The organism is Lacibacter sediminis (genome assembly GCF_014168535.1).
GTDB classification, from domain to species: domain Bacteria; phylum Bacteroidota; class Bacteroidia; order Chitinophagales; family Chitinophagaceae; genus Lacibacter; species Lacibacter sediminis.
On sequence record NZ_CP060007.1, the window covers coordinates 2558881 to 2581388 of the forward strand.

At 40.7% G+C, this 22508-nt stretch carries 21 protein-coding genes; 9 read left to right on the forward strand and 12 right to left on the reverse strand.

All coding sequences use genetic code 11. The annotated features are described in order from the left end of the window. From H4075_RS10915 to H4075_RS10930, 4 genes are all read right to left on the reverse strand, one after another. Nucleotides 1–258 carry an acyl-CoA-binding protein gene (locus tag H4075_RS10915; protein WP_182806544.1) on the reverse strand — a complete coding sequence of 86 codons (258 nt, stop codon included), beginning with the start codon at nucleotides 256–258 and terminating at the stop codon, nucleotides 1–3. Between the two features lie 35 nt (nucleotides 259–293). After that, nucleotides 294–803 (reverse strand): GNAT family N-acetyltransferase, encoded by a 510-nt coding sequence (locus tag H4075_RS10920; protein WP_182806545.1) that lies wholly within the window; start codon nucleotides 801–803, stop codon nucleotides 294–296. A gap of 26 nt (nucleotides 804–829) precedes the next feature. Then, complete coding sequence (locus H4075_RS10925) at nucleotides 830–1867, reverse strand: nucleoid-associated protein (RefSeq protein WP_182806546.1); 1038 nt, start codon at nucleotides 1865–1867, stop codon at nucleotides 830–832. A 127-nt stretch (nucleotides 1868–1994) separates the two neighbouring features. Next, nucleotides 1995–3443 (reverse strand): amidohydrolase, encoded by a 1449-nt coding sequence (locus H4075_RS10930; RefSeq protein ID WP_182800888.1) that lies wholly within the window; start codon nucleotides 3441–3443, stop codon nucleotides 1995–1997. Between the two features lie 168 nt (nucleotides 3444–3611). Between H4075_RS10930 and H4075_RS10935 the strand changes: the two genes are divergently transcribed. Continuing rightward, nucleotides 3612–4358 (forward strand): hypothetical protein, encoded by a 747-nt coding sequence (locus H4075_RS10935; RefSeq protein WP_182800889.1) that lies wholly within the window; start codon nucleotides 3612–3614, stop codon nucleotides 4356–4358. Nucleotides 4359–4365: 7 nt separating this feature from the next. Here the strand turns inward: H4075_RS10935 and H4075_RS10940 are convergent, their stop codons facing one another. Further along, nucleotides 4366–4701: a hypothetical protein gene (locus H4075_RS10940; protein ID WP_182800890.1), complete on the reverse strand. Its 336-nt coding sequence runs from the start codon at nucleotides 4699–4701 to the stop codon at nucleotides 4366–4368. A 243-nt stretch (nucleotides 4702–4944) separates the two neighbouring features. Between H4075_RS10940 and lepA the strand changes: the two genes are divergently transcribed. Continuing rightward, the gene (gene lepA, locus H4075_RS10945) at nucleotides 4945–6738 is read left to right on the forward strand and encodes a translation elongation factor 4 (RefSeq protein ID WP_182800891.1); all 1794 of its coding nucleotides are present in this window, start codon (nucleotides 4945–4947) and stop codon (nucleotides 6736–6738) included. A 111-nt stretch (nucleotides 6739–6849) separates the two neighbouring features. Here the strand turns inward: lepA and H4075_RS10950 are convergent, their stop codons facing one another. Further along, entirely contained in the window at nucleotides 6850–7368 is a 519-nt protein-coding gene (locus H4075_RS10950; RefSeq protein ID WP_182800892.1) for a hypothetical protein, read from the reverse strand. Nucleotides 7369–7440: 72 nt separating this feature from the next. Here H4075_RS10950 and H4075_RS10955 point away from each other — a divergent pair, with 72 nt between their 5' ends. Beyond that, nucleotides 7441–7824: a hypothetical protein gene (locus tag H4075_RS10955; protein WP_182800893.1), complete on the forward strand. Its 384-nt coding sequence runs from the start codon at nucleotides 7441–7443 to the stop codon at nucleotides 7822–7824. Between the two features lie 125 nt (nucleotides 7825–7949). Beyond that, nucleotides 7950–8345, forward strand: a complete 396-nt coding sequence (locus H4075_RS10960) for a hypothetical protein (protein ID WP_182800894.1) — start codon at nucleotides 7950–7952, stop codon at nucleotides 8343–8345. On the opposite strand, the gene H4075_RS10965 is transcribed toward H4075_RS10960, so the two are convergent. Next, entirely contained in the window at nucleotides 8342–9676 is a 1335-nt protein-coding gene (locus H4075_RS10965) for a saccharopine dehydrogenase C-terminal domain-containing protein (RefSeq protein ID WP_182800895.1), read from the reverse strand. The two genes, H4075_RS10960 and H4075_RS10965, sit on opposite strands and share 4 nt — an antisense overlap. Before the next feature lie 136 nt (nucleotides 9677–9812). Between H4075_RS10965 and H4075_RS10970 the strand changes: the two genes are divergently transcribed. Next, a complete protein-coding gene (locus tag H4075_RS10970) occupies nucleotides 9813–10796 on the forward strand; it encodes a pyruvate dehydrogenase complex E1 component subunit beta (protein ID WP_182800896.1) in 984 nt (327 codons plus the stop codon). Between the two features lie 480 nt (nucleotides 10797–11276). Here the strand turns inward: H4075_RS10970 and H4075_RS10975 are convergent, their stop codons facing one another. Then, entirely contained in the window at nucleotides 11277–12023 is a 747-nt protein-coding gene (locus tag H4075_RS10975; protein WP_182800897.1) for a DUF4846 domain-containing protein, read from the reverse strand. A 69-nt stretch (nucleotides 12024–12092) separates the two neighbouring features. On the opposite strand from H4075_RS10975, the gene H4075_RS10980 reads away from it, so the two are divergent. The 4 genes from H4075_RS10980 (at nucleotide 12093) to H4075_RS10995 (ending at nucleotide 16092) form a co-directional block, all read left to right on the forward strand. Next, nucleotides 12093–13256 carry a sigma-54-dependent transcriptional regulator gene (locus H4075_RS10980; RefSeq protein WP_182800898.1) on the forward strand — a complete coding sequence of 388 codons (1164 nt, stop codon included), beginning with the start codon at nucleotides 12093–12095 and terminating at the stop codon, nucleotides 13254–13256. After that, a complete protein-coding gene (locus H4075_RS10985) occupies nucleotides 13253–13903 on the forward strand; it encodes an alpha/beta fold hydrolase (RefSeq protein ID WP_182800899.1) in 651 nt (216 codons plus the stop codon). Before H4075_RS10980 ends, H4075_RS10985 begins: the two co-directional genes overlap by 4 nt. Nucleotides 13904–13981: 78 nt before the next feature. Further along, complete coding sequence (locus H4075_RS10990; protein WP_182800900.1) at nucleotides 13982–15529, forward strand: S26 family signal peptidase; 1548 nt, start codon at nucleotides 13982–13984, stop codon at nucleotides 15527–15529. 77 nt (nucleotides 15530–15606) lie between these two features. After that, nucleotides 15607–16092: a cytidine deaminase gene (locus H4075_RS10995; protein ID WP_182800901.1), complete on the forward strand. Its 486-nt coding sequence runs from the start codon at nucleotides 15607–15609 to the stop codon at nucleotides 16090–16092. Here H4075_RS10995 and H4075_RS11000 read toward each other — a convergent pair whose 3' ends face one another. The 4 genes from H4075_RS11000 to H4075_RS11015 form a co-directional block, all read right to left on the reverse strand. Next, on the reverse strand, nucleotides 16093–16593 hold the full coding sequence (locus H4075_RS11000; protein ID WP_220494736.1) for a methylated-DNA--[protein]-cysteine S-methyltransferase: 501 nt from the start codon (nucleotides 16591–16593) through the stop codon (nucleotides 16093–16095). Next, nucleotides 16586–16924, reverse strand: a complete 339-nt coding sequence (locus H4075_RS11005; RefSeq protein WP_182800902.1) for a tRNA-binding protein — start codon at nucleotides 16922–16924, stop codon at nucleotides 16586–16588. The genes H4075_RS11000 and H4075_RS11005 overlap by 8 nt, the downstream gene beginning before the upstream one ends. Continuing rightward, nucleotides 16917–17798, reverse strand: coding sequence for a transglutaminase family protein (locus H4075_RS11010; RefSeq protein WP_182800903.1), 882 nt, complete (start codon nucleotides 17796–17798; stop codon nucleotides 16917–16919). The genes H4075_RS11005 and H4075_RS11010 overlap by 8 nt, the downstream gene beginning before the upstream one ends. 462 nt (nucleotides 17799–18260) lie before the next feature. After that, on the reverse strand, nucleotides 18261–22343 hold the full coding sequence (locus H4075_RS11015; RefSeq protein WP_182800904.1) for a hybrid sensor histidine kinase/response regulator transcription factor: 4083 nt from the start codon (nucleotides 22341–22343) through the stop codon (nucleotides 18261–18263). Nucleotides 22344–22508: the final 165 nt, after the last annotated feature.

Consider the following 22508-nt stretch of genomic DNA (forward strand, 5'->3'; position numbering starts at 1 on the left):
TCAGGATTTAAGTTTTGAAACAAGATCAATGTACTCCTGCATGGCAGCTTCTTTACTTTTGCCTTTTAATGCATCCCATGCTTCATACTTCGCTTTGGCAACAAAATCAAATGGGTTAGAAGGAGCATCAACGTTTACGTCACCTTCACTTGCCTGTTTGTAAAGTGAGTAGAGTTGAAGCAATGTATCGTTACTTGGCTTTTCGCTTAGTTCTTTGCTGTCGGCCACTGCTTGTTCAAATTGTTGATGCAAATCCATAAGTTGTAAGTTTTCACGAAAATAAGTGAATCCACTTAAATATTTTTTTCCAGAATCAGAAATTCGAGCTTTTGCAAATGTTTACCTGTAAGATCATCTTCTACAAAGGGTTTTCGTTCACCTGTTTCAGCATAGCCGTGGCGTTTGTACCAGTCGATCAATTCTTTTCGAACAGAGATCACCGACATGTATATCTTCCCTGATCCAATGTTTTTTGCATGTTCATCTGCGGCGTTAAGTAGCTGTTTGCCAATGCCTCCACCTTGCTGGTTGGGCGATACAGCGAACATACCCAGGTAAACTCCACGTTCATGTTGTTGAAGATTTACTGTGCCGATGATCTCGCCCTCTTCATTTGTGTATTTAAGAATAATACTGCCGGGTTGATTCATGACAATTGCAACCGAGGCCGCATCTGTACGTCGATCGCCGGCGATGAGATCAGCTTCCGTTGTCCAACCTCTTTTGGAACTTTCACCACGATAAGCACTGTTGAGCAGTTGAACAATTTGAGGAATATCTTCTGTTGTGGCTATTGCAATCATATGAGTTGATTTAAAGATGAAGCAAATTACATCTCCTGATCGAAGTAGATTTTGTAAAACCTGCGGCCGGTTACTTCATCGTAACCCTGTTCAATCAGTTCACGGTTGCCATGAATATAAATATGAAAGTTACGATCAAGTTTAATCACACTCTTAAACACTCTTGCCTGTTTTTTTACTGCAGAAGGGGAGATGGCAAATGAATCCGCAATTTCCATATTGTGTTCATGCAGATAAGATGAACCGAATTGCTGAAACGATTCAATCAGTTCAGGTTCACGGAACACTGCTTCCTGGAAATTATTGATATTGAAATTCTCATTTTCTTTAAAGTATGCAACGGATTTATTTAGTAATCCGGCCTGATCTGCTTTTGACGTTTCGAACGAAGCAGGCATATTGTTCACGATAAATTCTTTGGCGACTGAAAGAAAGTTTTTGGTGAACGCAAAACTATCTGCACATTCTTTTACTCCTAAAAAAACTTCTTTCCAGTAAATTGCTTCGTTGCCTTTGTTGGTATGATCGATCAAAAATAACCGATACCCATCTTCTGATTCTGTATCGAGGATTACACAGGCTTTATCTGCTTTGTTTGGATCAAGTCCTTTTTTTGATTGAATATCGAGTTGATCACGCATCAGATCAACCAACAGAAAATCTTTTTTGTTTTCTGCTTTGATGAGTACTATACCATCAACCGTTTTATTATCGAAACTTAAGTTTCTAAAATAGGCAGTGAACAATTCCCCAGGTTTAATGCCGGGGTGTGAACTTGCAGCAGCAAGATGTTTTGCCATCGCCACCGATTGCTCATGCAAACTGTTTGGCTTTTGAAATACTGCTTTGCAATACCCATACATTTCGTTGTACTTCAAATCTGTTTCGTGAACAAACTGGTATTGCTGTTCTTCTTTAAAGGCAGTTAAAAAGAATCGGCTGAGCAGATCACGCAAGGCAGTATCAGCTAACGGAAAACCTTCTTCCGTTAAAACAGTTTGACCATCCTGGTCGATATAATGCACGGAAAGCGCCTCAAGACTTGAATCGGTAAATGTAAACATGCAATGCAATTAGCTAAAGTGCCGCAAGATAAATGAATGTGCAGATAAGTATGCCATACTTATCTATCTGTTTCACTTGTTCAGAAAGTATAAGAAGTATGGCATACCTTAAGTAGAAGTATATCTTTTAATCCCTGTAATTCAAAGCTGGTTTACGATCGCCTAATAATGCTTTGTATTTATAGTCGCCGATCTGCTGTTTGAATTCTGCTTTTGCTTTTTCAATTAACTCGGGATGAAGAAACAGATCAATCGCAGTTAACGCCATTGTTTTTGCTGATACCATCATTCCTTTTGTTCCGATCTCCGTACCGCCACAGGCAACAGCCTGCCAGCTATGTGCTGCAGTGCCCGATACCCATGTAGCCGAACGCAAACCAACTGTTGGCACAGCATAACTCACATCACCAACATCTGTACTGCCGCCACCTGCATCCATTTCTATTTTCACTGGTTTTACAATGCCTGCGTTTGCAACAGGAGGAGCGGGGAACCCAAAAGTTGCCTGAAGTTTATTGCCGAAGTCAACTTCGGCTGCCGTGTATTGCACGCCACCGGTTTTCTCTAAGTTCTTCTGCATCACTTCAGCCAATGTTCTGTTGAGCAACAGATCATGTGTGCCACCGATCATTTCGAATTCCATTTTTGTATCGGTACCAATTGCAGCACCATTGGCTGCATTTACCACACGATTGAAAATACTTTGCACCTGGTCTCTCTTTGGGTGACGCACATAGTAATATACTTCTGCAAAATCAGGAATTACATTGGGCGCTTTGCCGCCATTTGTAATTACGTAATGAATCCGTGTTTCCTGTGGAATATGTTCACGCATCATGTTCACCATATTGTTCATTGCTTCAACGCCATCCAATGCAGAACGACCACGTTCAGGCGATGCTGCGGCATGTGCAGAAATACCACGGAAACGAAACTTGGCTGACATGTTTGCCAATGCACTTGTCATGGTTACTCCATTATCGTTACCGGGATGCCAGTGAATAGCAACATCTACATCTTTAAATAAGCCAGCACGTACAAGATATACTTTGCCACTGCCACCTTCTTCGGCAGGACAACCAAATACTTTAATGGTGCCGGTGAACTTTTTCTCTTCAATTAATTTTTTAATTGCAATGCCGGATGCGACAGATGCCACGCCAAACAAATGATGACCACAAGCATGACCCGCATCTTTGCCCGCACTTATTTTTTCAGGCGCATTAGTTTGTGATAAACCGGGTAATGCATCAAACTCAGCAAGAATTGCAATTACAGGAGAGCCGCTGCCGTACGTAGCAACAAAAGCGGTTGGAATACCGGCAACACCTGCTTCAACTGTAAAGCCATTATCTTTTAATGTTTGTTGTAAGAGTGCACTGCTCTTAACTTCTTTGTAACCTACTTCAGCATAATCCCAAATCTGGAACGCCATGGTTTTATACTGATCATAGTTCGCTTGAATAGAAGTTGATGCCTGTGTTTTTAACTGATCATCTTTTGTAACAGTTAGTTTCTTTTGTGCCTGCGCAAATGCAAAAAGGAACAGGGCGGTAGTTAATAAAACGCTTCTCATGCTGATTTGATTTTTGGAAGCAGGGAAGATAAGAAGCATTCGCCTAATAAAATTCAATGGTTACATATACAATCTTTTATAATCTCACATGTTTATGCGATAGGTAATGGAGACAATGCCAACTAGTTTTGCAACGTTTCTTCCCTTTGCGAAGTCAACTAAATAACTATGATACACAAATCAACCTTATTCATCATGGCAGCTATGTTGCTGCTTTTTGTTGCTTGTAAAAAAACTCCCGTTGTGCCGGTGCCTTCACCAACACCTGCTGATCTTGTTGTTCAATGGGATAATGCTTATCTCACAGATGAGAATACAGATTCAGCCTATATCTGGTGGAATGTAAATGGACAGCGTGTTCAAAAGAATATGACGAAAGAGGCGGGGAAGTTCATCATTTCGTTAGATTCTTTAACGGGAGGTGCTGCCACCATGGAGATCAGGCTGTATACAAAAAAACTGATGAACAGTCACCGTTCGATGTATGTGAAAAAGATAAACAAACCTGTCAATAATAAACTTGGATTAGTCTATACTGCTCCAACTTCTGTTAACGATGTAAACTGGGTGCCCCGTGTATTTATGAAAGATGGAGGGAATGGCGTGATCGCTGTAATGGGTATTCGTCCTGAAGATACCTTTCTGGGTTTGTATAATGTTGGTACTAAATGGATCGATCTCACTGTTGAGAAGATTTATTATAAAGGATTGAATGTTGTAGCAGGGAAATCATGGACTTGCTATGGCGACCATTGCATCATTCCGAATGGTATGTATGAGAGCGATGATTTTTTTGCATCAGTGCCGCCGCAACTGGCAGGAAAAGAATACAACCACATTGAGCAGTTGTTTATGTTTGGCGATGGCAACTATCGTAATGGCTGGAGTGTGTTGAGTTTTAACTATAATTTTTAAGACCCGGTCAACTCATCAGGTCGATCAGTCCTTTAAATACCAATATCAGGCCGATGATGGTGAGGCCGTATAAAGCAAAATTGAAGTTGCTGTTGTTTGTGAATAAAAATACAGTAAACATAAAACCTGTTGTTAACAGGAACACGCCAATGCCGCAGTAAACAAAAGCTGCATTGCGTTTCTTTTCGTTGCGGATTTTTTTCCACTCGTCGAAGTATCGCTGTGCTGCATCACCGGATAACCCGGTTTCCAATAATCGTTGAAGAATTTCCTCGGTGCTGAGGCCTTGTTGTTTAAGTGTATTGATGCGTAGCAATACATCCGGCAATTGAGCAGTATCCATTTACGGCAAGTTTAGGAGGAAGATAAAAATTTTCTGTGATTCCGCTATTCAAGTGTACAGCCTTTTTTTAGCTGATTGATGATCATATTGTAACAAAATAGGCATGCCAAAATGTATAGGTATTAAGTTGTTTAAAACCCAATCTCAACATTGCATTTCTTCTCTTTTTCCCCACCTCAAACACACTACTTTCCGCTCGCCTAATTCACCTATCTTTGCCGCCTTGAAATCGAAGGAGAATTAATGAAGAATATCAGAAATTTTTGCATCATTGCGCATATCGACCACGGAAAAAGTACCCTGGCTGATCGTTTATTACAAACAACCGGCACTATCAGCGACCGTGATATGATGGATCAGGTTCTGGACGATATGGACCTGGAACGTGAAAAAGGCATCACGATTAAAAGTCATGCCATCCAGATCAACTACAAACACAAAGACGGACAGGAGTATATTCTGAACCTGATCGATACACCCGGACACGTTGACTTCAGCTATGAAGTGAGTCGTGCACTGGCAGCCTGTGAAGGTGCTTTGTTGCTGGTTGATGCGGCACAAGGTATCCAGGCGCAAACCATTTCCAATTTATACTTAGCGATTGATAATAATCTTGAGATCATTCCCGTGATCAACAAAATTGATATGGACGGGGCGATGATCGAAGAAGTAAAAGACCAGATCGTTGAACTGATCGGTTGTAAACCCGAAGAAATTTTGTTGGCCAGCGGTCGTGCGGGAATTGGTATTGAAGAAATTCTGGAAGCAATTGTTGAACGTATTCCGCCACCCGTAGGTAAACCCGATGAACCATTACAGGCACTCATCTTTGACAGTGTGTTCAATAGTTTTCGTGGTGTAATTGTTTACTACCGTATCCGTAATGGGAAAATTAAAAAGGGCGATAAAGTAAAGTTTGTCAGTACCGGGCAGGAATATGATGCTACAGAGATTGGCATTTTGAAACTGAAGATGACGGAGAAGAAAGAGGTGACTTGCGGCGATGTGGGTTATATCATTACCGGTGTAAAAAATGCGAAAGAAGTAAAAGTGGGTGATACCATTACGCTTGCTGCTAATCCAACACAGGAACCTATCCAGGGTTTCCAGGAAGTGAAGCCGATGGTGTTTGCCGGTATCTTCCCGGTGGTTACTGAAGACTTTGAAGAGTTACGTGATTGCATGGATAAACTACAGTTGAACGATGCTTCACTAACCTTTGAACTGGAAACATCACAAGCACTTGGCTTTGGTTTCCGTTGCGGCTTCCTTGGTTTGCTCCACATGGAAATTATCCAGGAGCGTTTGGAGCGTGAGTACAACCAAACAGTGATCACCACTGTTCCAAACGTAAGTTTTATTGCTTACACCACTCGTGGTGAAAAAATACAGGTGAACAATCCAACACAGATGCCTGAGCCAACAGCGATGGACAGGATTGAAGAGCCGTTCATCAAAGCACAGATCATTACGAAGCCCGATTATATCGGTAATATCATGACGCTTTGTTTAGGTAAGCGTGGTATACTAATCAATCAAAGTTACCTTACACCAACACGTGTAGAGTTGATCTTTGAAATGCCGTTGACTGAAATCGTATTTGATTTTTATGATAAGTTGAAATCACAAACCCGTGGTTATGCATCATTCGATTATCATCCTATTGGTTATCGTGATGCAGATATTATTAAAATGGATGTGCTGTTGAATGGTGATAAGGTGGATGCATTAAGTGCATTGATTCATCGCAGCCGTGCGCAGGACTTTGGTCGCAAGCTTTGTGAAAAATTGAAGGAGTTAGTACCACGTCAGCAATTCCAGATTGCGATCCAGGCAGCTATTGGTGCAAAGGTTGTTGCCCGTGAAACCATCAGTGCTATGCGTAAGGATGTAACAGCGAAATGTTATGGTGGTGATATCAGCCGTAAACGTAAACTGTTGGAAAAACAGAAAGAAGGTAAGAAGCGTATGCGCCAGATCGGCAACGTAGAAGTGCCGCAGGAAGCATTCTTAGCGGTGTTGAAATTGGATGATTAATTAAAAAGCTGTCATCCCGAATGATGAGGGATCAGTTGAAAATAGTTACAGCACAAAGATTTTTCTTTGTGCTTTTTTATTGAAGTATTGTTTGAGGGCTATACAGAAAAATTATAAAATTAATGCTGAACGAAAGAGCAGCTTGTTTTTCAGATCATCAGTAAGTTCTATTATTTCAATTTCTTTAACTGCTGAAGAATAATTGAATCGCAAAGGAACTTCGGCTCTGATATATTGAATTTTACGAAGTACAATCTCGCCTTTGCTGTTTTCCTCTTGCAGATCATTCAGGTGAGGATCACTCATCACAAGCGAATCAATTCGTTTCCCTTTTGCATTAAGCAGAGAAATTTGCCAGTCGCCGGATTTTGATTCTGCATCTGCAGTTCCTTTCAATTCCCCACTCACCAACTGTTGCTGGATGATCTTCATGTTAGGGTTACCTGTAACAGAATCAATGATTGATTCGAGAGTGAGATAAAGTAACCGGTGTTCATCAGTTGCTGTTTTTTCTTTATTTGAAGATGACGACAGAGCCTGTTTTCTGTTGCAGCCGCTGTTTACAAAAACAAGAAAAAAGCAAAGGAGCAAATGTAAAAAGAAAGTATATTTATGATGTGGCGCTTTCATGCGGCATGAGTTATGTAACCGTGTAAAAATACTGTATTTCACCACATTGTTTACCCAAAACAAAAATGCACTATGAGCGATTTTACACTTAACAAAGAGCCTGATCTTGTCGTTACTGCCCGTTTTATTGAAAAGGGAGATGACGCTCCTTTATATGGTGACGATCTTACCGTAAGACTTTATGACCGTGATATAGCAGACGACGATTTTTTAGGTGAAAGCCGGTTGGATACTGATGGTCACATACGTATTGCTTTTGCACATGATGCATTTGTGAATGATGCAGCGTTTAATGAAGCAAGACCCGATTTTTATTTTATGATCATGAAAAACGGGAAGCCCGTTTATACCACCAAAGTATTGGAAGAGTTAAGTATTGAAGATCTCCAGCAATTCAGGATGGGAGAGGGAGATGTGGTTGATCTTGGAAGTTTTTTGGTGGATGTGAAACAGTAGTTTTTATTCCTCCTTTTAAAGTAAGTTGATTACGTAGTACTATGATATCAGAATTGATCAATTACAGCATTTATGTCTGGCCCTTTATCAGTTTTATTATTCTGCTTCTGATAACGGTGTTGTTTTTGTTAAGTCAGTATAAGGCACTGAAAGCTGTATCTGAAGAAAACAGAAAAATTGGTTTAAACGATATCTGGTTTCAACTCATACCATTCTTTAATCTTTACTGGTGGTTTGTTGTAGTAAATCGACTGTCAGCTTCATTTGCAGCAGAGTACGATAAATTGCAGATAAGTCATAATGAGTTATATCCAACCCGTGCCGCCGGTATTGTTACTCCATTACTTTATTTTTTAGCCCTCATTCCTTTTGACGAATTAAAAACTATCGCCACTTTAGGTTGGTTTTTGTGCTTTATTATTTATTGGGTGCAAGTATACAAATGCGGAAAACTTATTCTTGCTAACAAGGAATACGAACTTCTGGATGTAGAGCGAGAAGCGCTTGATAAAACATCTTAGCTTCTTATTTCTTGAAATATAATGCCGTGTTGTTTTAACTCCTCCAGTACGGGTTCATAAATTTCTTTGCGTGTAGGAATGTGTAATCCCTTCAGTTTTATTTTTTCCTCCAGTATCAATTTTGCAGCAATGCCCAATGGTAAACCAACTGTTTTAGCCATAGCTGTTCGTAAGTTGTCTTCTCCTTTTACTACTAAGCTGCTTTTGATGGATGAAGTAGTCCCGTCAAGTACATAGTCAATTTCATGCAGCATAACAATCATGTCTTTATCCTGCGGTTGCAAAACAAGCTTCTGCTCAACTTTCGATTGAAGAATATCTGCGCTGCATTTCGCAGCCGCAGGTAAAAGCTCGTTGCTTTCTAATGCAAGAAATGCAAACTGTTCGAGTATAATATCATGATCAGCTTCTTTCACATACAATTCAAGATACATGCGGAGGCTTAATTCTCTTCCCTCAATTTGTTGCAGCTTTGCACTTAACCACTCGCTGTATGTTTTGCATTTGCTTACTAATAAGTGATCCTGTTCATTGGTAAGATCAAGATCAACTACTACATCCCAGCCTTTACAAAAATCAGCGTAACGTAATGTTGTTCGAATGAATGTTGTGGTGTTTTCCAATCCATACAATGGTATATAGCTTAACGAATCACGGTTAGGATACCAGGCAAAAGCCGGCAACTCATCAACAACAATTTCTTTGCAGTTTTCAAATACTTCATTGTAGGTTTTTTGTACCAACTGGTCATTCTCTTTATAAGCTGCACCCGCATTCCCGGCCATTACGATGTTGCGTGGGTTCCAGCTTATTTTGTAATGCCATGGGTTATCATCACTTTCAGGCGCAACCAATCCGCCGCAATGCGATTTAAAAGATGTAATGCTTCCGCCTTTTGTTCTTATCTCATCAAACAATTGCATGGCGCTCATATGATCAATGCCGGGATCAAGACCCATTTCACACAAGAACAATAATTCTTTGCTTCGTATTTCAGCTTCCAGGTTCTTGATCGCATCATCTACATAAGAGGCATTGAGCAGGTTTCGTCCAATAGCTACACAATCTTTCAGCACATGAATATGCAAAAAAGGAGGGAGGAGAGAAATGACAAGGTCAGCAGATTCGATCAGTATCCGTCGTTCATCCGCATCGGTTACATTTATTTCAATTGCTTCGGTATTGGGAGCATTGCCCAATTTTAAACTTGCCTGTTCTGCATTGGCATCAGCTACAATCAACTTCCAGTTTTTTTCGCTAACAGTTGTTTTGAGATAGTCAATTAAAACTGTTGCAGATTTGCCTGCGCCAAATACAAGAATCGTTTTCAATCAAAATAAATTTTAAGAACGATAAAGTAAGGGGAGAAATCGCAAATAACCATAGGCAATTTATTGGCTGAATCAGTTTTGGGTGTTTGGCCTTCTATCAATAAATTTGCCCCACTTTAAAAACAAAGCTATTTCAATGAGAACAATTGCCATGCGTGAAGCCCTGCGGGAAGCAATGCAGGAAGAAATGCGCAGAGATGAGAAAGTGTTTTTGCTGGGTGAAGAAGTTGCCGAATACAATGGTGCTTACAAAGTAAGCCAGGGTATGCTCGACGAGTTTGGTGCAAAGCGTGTTATTGACACGCCCATTTCTGAACTTGGTTTTGCGGCCGTAGCGGTAGGTGCTGCACAAAACGGGTTACGCCCTATTGTTGAGTTTATGACCTGGAACTTTGCTGTGCTGGCATTGGATCAGATTTTGAATACAGCTTCAAAGATGCTGGCCATGAGTGGCGGACAGGTAGGTTGCCCCATTGTTTTTCGTGGACCAAATGGATCAGCCGGTCAGTTGGGTGCACAACACTCTACAGCTTTTGAAAGCTATTATGCCAATATCCCCGGTTTGAAAGTTATTTCGCCTTCGAATCCTTATGATGCAAAAGGGCTGTTAAAAGCTGCGATACGTGATGATGATCCGGTGGTTTTTATGGAATGTGAAGTTTGTTATGGTGACAAAGGCGATGTACCTGAAGGCGAATACATCATTGAAATTGGCAAATGCGATATTAAACGCCCCGGTCGTGATGTAACGATTGTATCTTATAACAAGATGATGAAAGTTGCTCTCGGTGCTGCAGAAGAGTTAGCAAAAGAGGGTATTGAAGCTGAAGTGATCGATCTGCGTACGATCCGTCCGTTGGATTGGTTCACTATTCTTGAGAGTGTAAAGAAAACAAATCGCCTGGTGATTGTAGAAGAGCAGTGGCCGTTTGCCTCTGTATCATCTGAAATTGCTTACCGCATACAAAAAGAGGGATTTGACTACCTCGATGCGCCGATCCGTCGTATAACCAGCGTGGATGCGCCAATGCACTATGCACCAACATTGGTGGGAGCTTACTTACCTGATGTGCCCCGTACGGTAAAACTGGTAAAGGAAGTGATGTACATGAAGAAGTAACTACGTCAAAATAAATGCTTTAAAGCCGGTCAATTTGATCGGCTTTTTGCATTACTGGACAAATAAATGTCCGTATAATTTTTTATTCGAAAGAATTGCAGCATATTTGCCACGGTTTTTCATAGGATATTGGATTTTAAACGAAGCTGGATTTCTATCCGGCTTTCTTTTTTTTAAAAGCAAAGGGGAGTCAGCCGCATTGCGGAATTACGAGTTTGTGGAAGCCAAGTACATTACGGCATCAGTCCTTCAACGAATAGGCGCAGGGTGCTTAACAGCAACCAAACAAAGCCGTAAGTGATACACACAAGAGAAAGGCCTAAAGCTGAAATTTTAACAGCGATCTTCCAGGCTGGCTGCGTAGAGATTGAACTTAACTTCATAGGGATTGGTTTTGGTACGTATCAAAAGTAAACATCATCCAATTCAAAAACAATCGGAGAAAACCTGTATTTTCTTTCGGTAATTACCGAAGCCATATTAACGCCAGCTACGTAGTTGAGTAGCGTAGAATGTCCATTCAGGAGTAGCTAACTTATCAGTTGAAGGCTCTCGATACCATGGACTTAGCTTTTTATCATTCAAATTATGAAGCACATGAATATCCTGTGCAGGCATGTAACTTTGGGCCAAGAGGAAGATGAGTTTGCCCGAGGATTTGTGCCGGGCAACATCCATCACAATCACTGCATGGCCGGGCGAACCGCCTTTTATGAGCACATCGCCAGCAGCTAAATACTTCCACTCCTTTGCTTTCAATTCCTTTTCAAGTGAAATGGTGCCGCACATACCAAACACGGTTTCCAGGTAACCTTGCCAACCACGATGTTTGTATTGATCCCAGCAATATTTCTTACCGGCGTTGTCTGCAAAGCAAATTGGCTTTTGTTGTTGCTTGAGGTATTCAGCCCGTAATCGCATTACGGCATCGGCACATTGTTGCAGATCTTTCTTTCCAACTGATATGTTCAATACTGCATATTGAGCAGTTTGATTGTATTTCGGTTGGCCATTGTAGAGGTAAACTGTCTTATCGTTTTTTAAAGATTGCTGACGAAGAAAATAACCAAAACTGTTTTCCTGTAATTGCAAACGCTCATATCCATCAGGCAATGGAATTTCCTTGATTTGTTTTATTGGAGCATGTTCGTAGGCTATATTATCTTTATGAAACAGTGGCACTACAAGAAAGCCGGCAGTAAGAAAGAAAAAAGCAGCTGCATACATACTTGCATGGTTTTTGGTTAGCTTTGAAGCAATTCAAAAAAAATTCCATAAAAGAACCTGTTAAACCATATGAGCCACATATTAATTATCGACGATGAGAAAGCAATCAGGAAAACATTAGGTGAGATCCTTTCTTATGAAGGCTATAAAATTGATGATGCTGAAAACGGTGACGAAGGATTAAAGAAGATCAAAGAAAAAACATATGATGTTGTTTTGTGCGATATCAAAATGCCCAAAGTGGATGGTCTTGAATTTTTAGAAAAAGCAAAAGAGATCAACCCGGATGTACCAATTATTATGATCTCTGGTCATGGTACAATTGAAACAGCTGTTGAAGCGGTGAAGAAGGGAGCGTTTGATTATGTTGCCAAGCCACCGGATCTGAACAGGTTGCTCATCACTATCCGCAATGCAATGGACAAGCAAACCCTTGTTACAGAAACCAAGGTGTTGAAACGTAAGGTGAGCAAGGTGCAGGAGATGATCGGCGAAAGTGGTGCATTGAAAAAGATCAAAGACACAATTGATAAAGTTGCACCTACTGATGCCCGTGTATTGATCACTGGTGAAAATGGTTCAGGTAAAGAATTAGTGGCAAGATGGATGCATGAGAAAAGCAACAGAGCCAACGGGCCAATTGTTGAAGTAAACTGCGCAGCCATACCAGGTGAGTTGATCGAGAGTGAATTGTTTGGTCATGAAAAAGGATCATTTACCTCAGCTATTAAACAACGCATTGGTAAGTTTGAACAGGCGAATGGCGGAACACTTTTTCTGGATGAGATCGGCGATATGAGTTTAACTGCACAGGCGAAAGTGTTACGTGCTTTGCAGGAAAGTAAAATAACAAGAGTTGGTGGTGAGAAAGATATCACCGTTGATGTGCGTGTGATCGCCGCAACAAATAAAGATCTGTTGAAAGAAGTGGAAGCGAAGAATTTCCGCCTTGATCTTTACCATCGTTTAAGTGTGATCATCATTCATGTTCCATCCTTGAACGAAAGGAGAGAAGATATTCCGTTATTGGCCGATCATTTTTTGCAACAGGTTGCTGACGATTACGGACAAACGAAAAAGGGCATCGACAAAAAAGCTGTTGAAGCTTTACAGAAACATAACTGGAGCGGTAATATCCGTGAGTTCAGGAACGTGATGGAGCGGCTTGTGATCCTTTCAGGAAAAGTGATCTCCGAAGAAGATGTCTACAATTTTGTGATCCCAAGGGCATGAGCCAATCAATTTATTGCATCAGCGGTTTAGGAGCAGATGAACGGGCATTCTCCCGGCTTCAGTTGCCGGGGTATGATCTTCATTTTATCAAATGGATCGATCCTGAGCCTAATGAATCGTTTACCGATTATGCTAAACGCATGAGCAGTTTTATTACAGAACCGGAGCCTATTATCATTGGACTGTCGTTTGGTGGTATGCTTGCAGTAGAATTAAGCAAGCTGATTCCTGTAAAGAAGCTCATCCTTATCTCATCAGTTAAAACAAGAAATGAAGAGCCTTGGTGGATGCGTACTTCAGGCAGGCTGAAACTTCATCAACTCATCAAACCTCAACCTCATCCTTTGCTCTATCCAATCGAGAATTATTTCCTCGGCACTCATACAAAGCCGGAAAAGAAGCTGGCCAATCATTTCAGAGAAACCGTTAATAAAGAGTATCTCAAGTGGGCTATTCATCAAATTGTGAATTGGAACAATGTAACAATTCCTGCTAATTGTCTACATATCCATGGAAATGCCGATAAGCTGTTCCCCATCAGGTACGTTAAGGCTGACTATGTAATTGACAAAGGCGGACATTTTATGGTGTTTAATAAAGCGGAAGAGATCAGTCGTATTATTTCTGATGAACTAAAACGGAGTTAACAGATACAGAATATTTGAGGGCAGGTTCGGGCTGCAAAACCGAAACCCTTACTTTTGTGAGCATTAAAAAAAGAGAGCATGTCTTTAAACGAGTTTCTTTGGATTTTTTACATCAATCTTTTCCTGGTTCTGTTACCTGCTATTGGCTTATATGGCATGTTTAAGAAAGCCGGTGTGGAAGGATGGAAAGCATTTGTACCTTTTTACAACGTATGGATCATGGTTGAACTTGCAGGTATGAAACGCTACTGGTTCTACCTTCAGTTTATTCCAATTGTAGGATGGTTCATCACCATCGCCATATTGATCGATTTTGTAAAAACCTTTGGCAAGTTTTCTTTCTGGGAACATGCTTTAACTGTATTGGTGCCGATTCTTTACTTCAGTTATATCGGTTATAATAGTATTGATAAATACCTGGGTGCAGAATCTGTTCATAAACATAAAAAATCTACCATCCGAGAATGGGTTGATGCAGCCATTTTTGCTATTGTTGCTGCCGGTTTAATAAGAATGTTTGTGTTTGAAGCATATGTGATTCCAACACCATCAATGGAAAGGTCGTTACTGGTGAATGACTTTTTGTTTGTAAGTAAAACGGCATATGGTACTCGTGTACCCAACACGCCCTTGGCATTTCCATTAGTACATCACACGTTTCCGGGCATCAAAACCAAATCATATCTCGAATGGATAAAGCTTCCATATCGTCGTTGGTTTGCAAAACCTGTAAAGCGGAATGATGTGGTGGTATTCAATTTGCCGGTAGGCGATACCGTTATTAACGACGAAGTAAATTTCGGATCGAAAGTAACATACTACGATGCAATTCAAATGGCTGGTGGCGACAGAAACCGTATCTGGAATGATTACGGCGATATCATTATCACACGACCAGTTGACAAACGTGAGAACTTCATCAAACGTGCTGTAGCAGTTGCGGGTGATACACTTGAAATAAAAAATGGAGTGGTGTACATCAATGGCAAAGTGAATGATATACCCAAAGGTGTTCAAACGAACTATTACTTAAGAACAAAGGGACAACCACTGGACTATACCATGCTTGAAGAAGAGTATGGCATCAGGGAAAGTTTGCGTGAGGTATCACAGGCGCCGGGTTTAGGTAATAATGTATATGAGATATTTCTTACACAGGAACAGTTAGATATTTTCCGCAAGTTGCCTTACGTAGATTCGATTGCGCCATTTGTTTCAACTTATTCAGCTAACGGACCAACAATGGGCGGCGATGTGTTCCCAAATGATACTGCTTACTGTAAATGGACGCTGGATAATTTCGGGCCACTGTACATTCCCAAAAAAGGAGCAACCGTTCAGCTTACACCTGAAATTTATAGCCGCTACGAACGTGTTATCCGCACATACGAGCATAATGATTTTGAAATGAAAGACGGCAAATTCATTCTCAACGGTCAGCCGGCTACCAGCTATACCTTTAAAATGAGTTACTACTGGTTGATGGGTGATAACCGTCATAACTCCCTCGACAGCCGTTATTGGGGCTTTGTGCCGGAAGATCATGTGGTGGGCAAGGCATCGCTCATTTTCTTTAGTTGGGATGGTGGTCCACGCTGGAAGAGGATTTTCCGTTCAATTAAATAAAACCTTATATTTGATATCGAGCTTTTATGATGGATCCTCCGACATGTTCGGGGGATTTTTTGTCAAAATAAGTGAACATGGATAAACACGAGTATCATTTCGAGTATGAGGTGTACGATTCAATTGACGACCTCACAGAAGAAGATAAATGGCTGCTAGATGAGGCCAGAGAAGTTACCCAACATGCTTATGCGCCTTATTCCCGTTTCCAGGTGGGAGCCGTTGCCAAACTGAATAATGGAGAGATCGTTGCCGGTAGTAACCAGGAGAATGCTTCTTTCCCAGCCGGTCTTTGTGCCGAGCGTGTGGTGTTGGCCTCCATCTCTTCGTTGTATCCTAAAATACCCATTGAGTCGATAGCTATCAGCTATTTCAACAACAATGGGGAAAGTAATCATCCCATTTCTCCCTGTGGCATTTGCCGGCAGGCATTGCAGGAGTTCAAGGAAAAGACTAAGCAACCAACCCGTTTAATATTGGGTGGTATGCACGGTAAGGTGTTCATCATACCTGATGCAGCAATGCTGTTACCATTGTCGTTTACCAGTACTGATCTGAAGTAATCAAAAAAGAGAAGATTTTTTGCCGGCCATTTTCGCTTCATGTTCCAGCAACCATTGTTTGCGGTGCAAACCACCTGCATAGCCGGTTAATTTTCCATCGGCACCAACTACACGATGGCAGGGAATAATAATTCCGATTGGATTTTTTCCGTTAGCCGAAGCTGCTGCCCGGATGCTTTTTACATTACCCAACCGTTTGGCCATATGCAGATAGGTGACCGTTTCGGCATATGGTATCTTCATCAGTTGATCCCATACTTTTTGTTGAAACGCAGTGCCTGCAGGATGAAGCGGCAGATCGAACTGCTTTCTTGTTCCTGCAAAATATTCATCTAATTGTTTGATGGCCTCCAGTAGAACAGGAGACGCTGTTGTTCCTGTTTCTATAATCGACACGTCATCACGAAATGACACAATAGTCAAGTTTTCATCTTCTGCTTGTAATAAAATTGTGCCGATTGGTGAATTGTAATAAACTGTATGAATTGATGCCTCAGCCAATTCTTCCTCCGTTTTGAACTTTCTTATCCGGTGTCAGTAAAATCACCTCTTTGTTTTCATCATACACGCCCAATACTAAACACTCGCTGAAGAAATTGGCAATTTGTTTTACAGGGAAGTTGATCACAGCAACGATCTGTTTTCCTTTCAACTCTTCTTTGTTGTAGTGATGTGTTATTTGTGCTGATGAACGCTTTATGCCCTGGTCACCAAAATCAATGGTCAATTGATAAGCAGGTTTTCTTGCATTAGGAAAATCAGTTACATCAATAACAGTACCTGTACAAATTTCTACTTTCTCAAAGTCGGCCCATGTAATCAACTCACTCATCCGATTCGTTTAATTGCGCAGCAAGCGAGAGGAGATCATTTTTCTTATATGCATTCTTCTCATTGTCGAAACACTTTGCATATTCTTCCAGCATACGTTGTATAATACGTTTGTTGTTTAGTGCTTTGAAATAAGAAGGAGTAGGAGGCACGCTGATACGTTTGAAATATGTTTCAACATCCTTGTGTGAAAATATTTGACCTGAAGCCCCATCCATATAAAACTGGATATGCTCGGGTGGAAATTCAGTACCGGTATTGTTTTCCGGATCATCATCAAAATAAGCAAGTATGAACTGGCGGGGAATGTTGATCATGTACAGATTAATATCCAGCAGGCTTGCCATTGACAGTATAAGAATGCCTATGGGAATTGCATTACCTTTTTTTGCTTCAACTAATTTATGTACAAGAAAATCATCGGGATGACTGTAATTGATCTCTGTGCCTTTGATCTTGTAATAGTTGAAGAGAATGTTGTTGAGTACATTCACTTTCTCCAGTGAGGTGAGGAAGCTGTTGAGCTCAAGCCACACATTCCTGCGCATTTTCTCCAGCTCCTGGTAGTATGTAAGCAAATTAAGATCGGGATATTGATAGCGGCTGATGAGTAATGCGCCGGTAAACAGATCGTGTTCCTTATCATTTGCCCATGCTTTCAGATCCATTTGCAGGTCACGGAAATGCAGGCTGTGGATGAGCATTTCAATACGCTCCTGCGTGTATTCATCGGCTGTTGTTTCCCATAAATGTTCAAGATTAGGGATGATCTCTTTACCAAGCGAAATGATCTTTTCACTCACTTGCGAGTACACTTCATCATCGGGATCATCAATGAGGTGGAGCAGGGCGGCTATTTCTTTTGTTTGTTCCATTACATGGGTTTCGGTAATCTAACGCTGTAAATCTGGATTTTAAATTGCAAAAACTGTCAAACATTTCTAAAAAAAGTTGTTCACAACGATGTGAATGAATAAAGTTGGAGGCTGATGCAGCGGAAAAATACCCCAAATAGGTAGTACCACTTAGCCGCAACTCAGGTTAGCACGAATTTTTAAAACAAAGCTTTAGTAATTGTTCGAAAGACAATTTAAGTGGAGTATCCTTGCACTACCAACAGTAATCCGATACCGAAAAACCAAATGGCGAAAGCCACTTTAAATCCAATTGATGGCCTGTTTTTGAATCCCGGCCCTATGAACCAACCAAAGCTGGCTTCTGTACCTTAAGAGAACGGACAAAGAAACAGAACAATTTTGAAGCAGCATAAGAGCCCCCGACAAACGGGGGCTTTTTTATTGAAGTAGGTTTATCCCGGAAGTTGTGAAATTGAATTGCTAGTCATCTTTATCAACACCGGCATATTCGCTCGGTGTTTTGCCAAACTGCTTTTTGAACTCCCGGCTGAAATATTTTCGATCATTATACCCAACATTGTATGCAACTTCATAAACGGTCATATCTGTTTGCTGCAGAAGTTGTGCAGCTTTTTTCAAACGCAGTGATTTTACAAATTCATTCACCGACATATTTGATACAGCCTTGATCTTCTTATAAAGAATAGGCGGGCTCATTGCTACTTTTCTTGCCAGTTTTTCTACGCCAAAATCCGGATCATCCATATGCTCATCTACCAGTTGTATTACACGGGTTAGAAATTCTTTGTCGACTGCATTAACAAATGTATCAGCAGCAGCTTCTGCAGTTGCAGTTGTTTCAGGTGCGGCAATAATCTGTTGACCGAATTTTTGCCGCAGCTTTTCACGTGCTGCCAACAGGTTGCGAACATTCAGTTCAAGTATTTTTGTACTGAATGGTTTGGTGATATAAATATCTGCACCGGTTTCAAGCCCACTCACCTGATCGTTCTGCGAGCTCTTTGCTGTGAGTAAGATCACAGGTATATGGCTGGTACGTTCATCCGTTTTTAATTTGCTGCAAAGTGTAAAACCATCCATCTCCGGCATCATCACATCGCTGATAATGAGGTCAGGTATCTGTTCAACAGCTGTGTTCCATCCCTGTAATCCATTTTCGCAGGTAATTACATTATATTGATCATTGAATGTTTCCAACACCAGCGTGCGTAATTCCGGATTGTCTTCTGCAATTAAAATACTGAATTGTTTGTCTTCTGTTGGCCCGGCTATAACCGGTTGATGAGGCACAGCAATCGGAGCCGGTTCGGCCGCTGCTGTTTGTATGACAGGATTTGTTTCTGTCAGAAGATTTGTTTCGAAGTGGCGATTGCCTTGCAGCAATGTAACAGTAAAAACGGTTCGACCTTCCTTTCCATTTACAGGCACTTCACTTTCAACACTGATGCTTCCTTTGTGCAGTTCCACAATATTCTTCGAAAGCGCCAGACCAATTCCATAACCTGTATTCTGCAAGCCATGATCTGCCACCTGGAAAAAATTAGTAAACAGTTTATCCAGGTACTCAGGAGCAATACCCCGACCATTATCTGTTACAGTAATGTTCACTTTGTTCTCTTTCTGTTCAACCATTAGAGAAATGCGACCGCCTTCCGGCGTAAACTTAAACGCATTTGCAAGCAGGTTAAAGAACACTTTCTCTAATTGCTCTTTATCAAAATACACCGGAATATCTTCTGCTTCATGAATAAAGGAAACATGGATGTGCTTTGCTGCTGATGTTTCCTGAAAGCTGTTATAAATATCCTGCAGAAAAGGAATGAGGTTGTACCGTTGAATATGCAGATTTAAATGATTGGTTTCTGCTTTGCGGAAATCCATCAGTTCACTAACAAGTTTCAATAAGCGGTTGGCATTACTTTTTACCTGTGTTAATTGTTGCTGAATAAATCCATCGTTTTGCTTTGTGTCGATCAGTTTATCAACCGGCGCCATGATCAACGTAAGATGCGTACGGATTTCATGCGACACATTGGTAAAGAAATTCAGCTTTACCTGGTGCAGTTCATCTTCTTTCTTTAATAATGCACGGAGGAAAAAGAAACGAACAACGAGGAACATTATGGCTGCGAATGTCAACACATAAATACAATATGCCCACCAGGTAAGCCAAAAGGGTGGAAGTATCTTCAGCTCGATCGAAGCAGGTGAGCTCCACACACCATCATTGTTGGCCCCTTTTACCAAAAAAGTGTAAGAGCCGGATGGAAGATTGGTGTAAGTAGCTGATGCCGTAGTAACATCGTTCCAGGTTTTGTCGAACCCTTCGAGTTTATAAACGTATTTGTTTTTAGAGCTCTTAATAAAGTTGAGTAATGCAAACTCAATGGTGAATACATTTTGGTTATGAGAAAAAACAATGCGTTTCGTTTGGTTGATGTTGCGGCTAAGTAATTTATCGTCGCCGTTAATGACAACATCTTTGTTAAATAACCGCAAACCTGTAAATACAACAGGTGCAACATAATTGTTCGTTTCAATTGCAGCAGGGAAAAAGCTTGTAATTCCATGATAGCCTCCAAAGAAAAATTCACCACGACTATCCTTAAGATAGGAGTTATAGTTAAACTCATTGCCTGCAAGTCCATCGCTTACAGTGTAAGTTTGAGCAGTTTTTAGTGCGGGGTTGTATTTAATCAATCCTTTGTCAGTACTCAACCAAAAGAATCCATTCTCATCTTCCAATAAGCTGATCACATTTGTATTGGGTAAACCATCTTTCTCCGTATAGCGTATAAATTTTCCATTGCTGCTGTTATACATAGCAATGCCACCTTCACTTAACGCTACCCAAATATTTCCTTTCTTATCCTGTGTAATGCTGTTTACAGGTAAATCGGAATTTATTTCTTTCATATTGTTGCCATTCACTACATACAAACCAGGAACTCCACCAATCCATATAGCTCCCTGTGCATCCTTATAAAATGTTCTTGCAGGAATGCCGTTAACAAAACCGTTAATACTGCTGAATGAAAGTGGCGTAAGTTCGGTTCCTTTTTTAATGAATAATTGCAACCCTTGGTTAGAACCAACCCAAAGTCTGCCATTTTCGTCCTCCATCAACGAATTGATTTCCGAGCGAAGCGTAGCTGCATCGTTTTCTTTATAGAGATGACGTTTGAATTTATTTTGCTTGCGGTCGAGTACATTTAATCCGCCCCCATGCGTGCCGCACCAGATGTTTTGTTCCTTATCTATCATCACAACTTTCACGAGGTTCGATCCAAGGCTGCCTGCATCACCCAGCTTATTTTTATAAACTGTAAATTGGTTTGTAGTGCGGTTATAATAATTCAACCCTCCACCTTCTGTGCCAATCCATAAGTTATATTGTCTGTCTTCCACAATGCTGCTCACCACATTATTACTAAGGCTTGAGCGTGTGGCATGATTTTGTAAAACTGAAAAGTTTGTACTGTAAGGATAGGTTGAGTTGGCGCCACCAAAATATGTGCCTATCCAAACAGAACCATTTGCATCTTCGTATAAACTGTAAATTGAATTCTGACTAAGGCTTTTTTTATTGCCGGGGTCGTTTTGATAGGATTGAATATTTTTTGTAACCGGGTCGATAATACTTAAACCTTCCTGGGTACCTACCCACAACAAGCCATTACGTGTTGATGTGATAATGCGGATATTATTATTAATAAGACCAGAAGTGTTGTTGCCTGTTTTTCCAAAACGGGTAAATGAACCGGTAATTGGATCAAATAAATTAATGCCACTGTTTTGTGTGCCTATCCATAGTTGTTGTTTGGCATCTTCCGTAATTGTTGTTACATGAACAGCACTTAATGAACGGGGATTAGAAGGGTCGTATGTAAAGTTTTCGAAACGGTAGCCATCCTTTTGTGAAATCATGCGGGTAAGTCCGTTATTACTGCCTACCCATAAGTGTCCGTTATGATCTTCAAAAACGGCACGCACATTATTACCTGCGATTGAATTAATTTTTCCCGATTTATAAATTTTCAGATTGTTGGGCTGCCGGTCGGCAAAAGCATAAAGTCCATTGGAACTACCAATCCAAAGCGTACCTTTTTTATCTTCATAAATGCAGTTAATATTAACAACACCGCTGTTTAGGGAAATCCGTTCGAAAACATCTTTTTCTTCGTTATAACGGTTAAGACCTGAATACGTGCCTGCCCAAACTGTTTTGCGTGAATCGCAGAAAAGCGAGACCACATCATTGTGAGATATGGTATTGCTGTCCTTAGCGTCGTAAACATAATTTTTAAAACGTGTGCCATCGTACCGGCTAACCCCCATTCTTGTACCAAACCACAAAAAACCAGTACTATCCTGGGTGATCGAAAGAACTGAATTGCTTGAAAGCCCACTTTCAATAGTTAGATGGTGAAATGACATGGTTTGTGCGTTGCCATGTAACAGTATAAAGAACTGAAGCAATGCAAAACAAACTTTCCTGAATAAGTTGGGGAGTAGATGAAAAACCTGGCACATATCGTTCATATCAACGGGCTTAAAAATAAAGATATTTAGATGAAACCCGACAACAGCTTCTCTGTTTCGTTTTAGTTTGTTATTGAAAATCAAAGGATTGTTTTTTCGTTTATAAAATTCACCCTATTCTTTTAGGTTTGTCACCCTATCTTTTTTTCACCGAAACAAATATTG

What these genes read in the sequence shown, in the direction of transcription:
- H4075_RS10970 (WP_182800896.1), top strand. Translation starts at nt 9,813, where the DNA reads ATGAGAACAATTGCCATGCGTGAAGCCCTGCGGGAAGCAATGCAGGAA.
- H4075_RS10975 (WP_182800897.1), bottom strand. Translation starts at nt 12,023, where the DNA reads ATGTATGCAGCTGCTTTTTTCTTTCTTACTGCCGGCTTTCTTGTAGTG.
- H4075_RS11015 (WP_182800904.1), bottom strand. Translation starts at nt 22,343, where the DNA reads ATGAACGATATGTGCCAGGTTTTTCATCTACTCCCCAACTTATTCAGG.
- H4075_RS10940 (WP_182800890.1), bottom strand. Translation starts at nt 4,701, where the DNA reads ATGGATACTGCTCAATTGCCGGATGTATTGCTACGCATCAATACACTT.
- H4075_RS10925 (WP_182806546.1), bottom strand. Translation starts at nt 1,867, where the DNA reads ATGTTTACATTTACCGATTCAAGTCTTGAGGCGCTTTCCGTGCATTAT.
- H4075_RS10950 (WP_182800892.1), bottom strand. Translation starts at nt 7,368, where the DNA reads ATGAAAGCGCCACATCATAAATATACTTTCTTTTTACATTTGCTCCTT.
- H4075_RS10985 (WP_182800899.1), top strand. Translation starts at nt 13,253, where the DNA reads ATGAGCCAATCAATTTATTGCATCAGCGGTTTAGGAGCAGATGAACGG.
- H4075_RS11005 (WP_182800902.1), bottom strand. Translation starts at nt 16,924, where the DNA reads ATGAGTGAGTTGATTACATGGGCCGACTTTGAGAAAGTAGAAATTTGT.
- H4075_RS10980 (WP_182800898.1), top strand. Translation starts at nt 12,093, where the DNA reads ATGAGCCACATATTAATTATCGACGATGAGAAAGCAATCAGGAAAACA.
- H4075_RS10935 (WP_182800889.1), top strand. Translation starts at nt 3,612, where the DNA reads ATGATACACAAATCAACCTTATTCATCATGGCAGCTATGTTGCTGCTT.
- lepA (WP_182800891.1), top strand. Translation starts at nt 4,945, where the DNA reads ATGAAGAATATCAGAAATTTTTGCATCATTGCGCATATCGACCACGGA.
- H4075_RS10920 (WP_182806545.1), bottom strand. Translation starts at nt 803, where the DNA reads ATGATTGCAATAGCCACAACAGAAGATATTCCTCAAATTGTTCAACTG.
- H4075_RS10955 (WP_182800893.1), top strand. Translation starts at nt 7,441, where the DNA reads ATGAGCGATTTTACACTTAACAAAGAGCCTGATCTTGTCGTTACTGCC.
- H4075_RS10990 (WP_182800900.1), top strand. Translation starts at nt 13,982, where the DNA reads ATGTCTTTAAACGAGTTTCTTTGGATTTTTTACATCAATCTTTTCCTG.
- H4075_RS10995 (WP_182800901.1), top strand. Translation starts at nt 15,607, where the DNA reads ATGGATAAACACGAGTATCATTTCGAGTATGAGGTGTACGATTCAATT.
- H4075_RS10915 (WP_182806544.1), bottom strand. Translation starts at nt 258, where the DNA reads ATGGATTTGCATCAACAATTTGAACAAGCAGTGGCCGACAGCAAAGAA.
- H4075_RS11010 (WP_182800903.1), bottom strand. Translation starts at nt 17,798, where the DNA reads ATGGAACAAACAAAAGAAATAGCCGCCCTGCTCCACCTCATTGATGAT.
- H4075_RS10930 (WP_182800888.1), bottom strand. Translation starts at nt 3,443, where the DNA reads ATGAGAAGCGTTTTATTAACTACCGCCCTGTTCCTTTTTGCATTTGCG.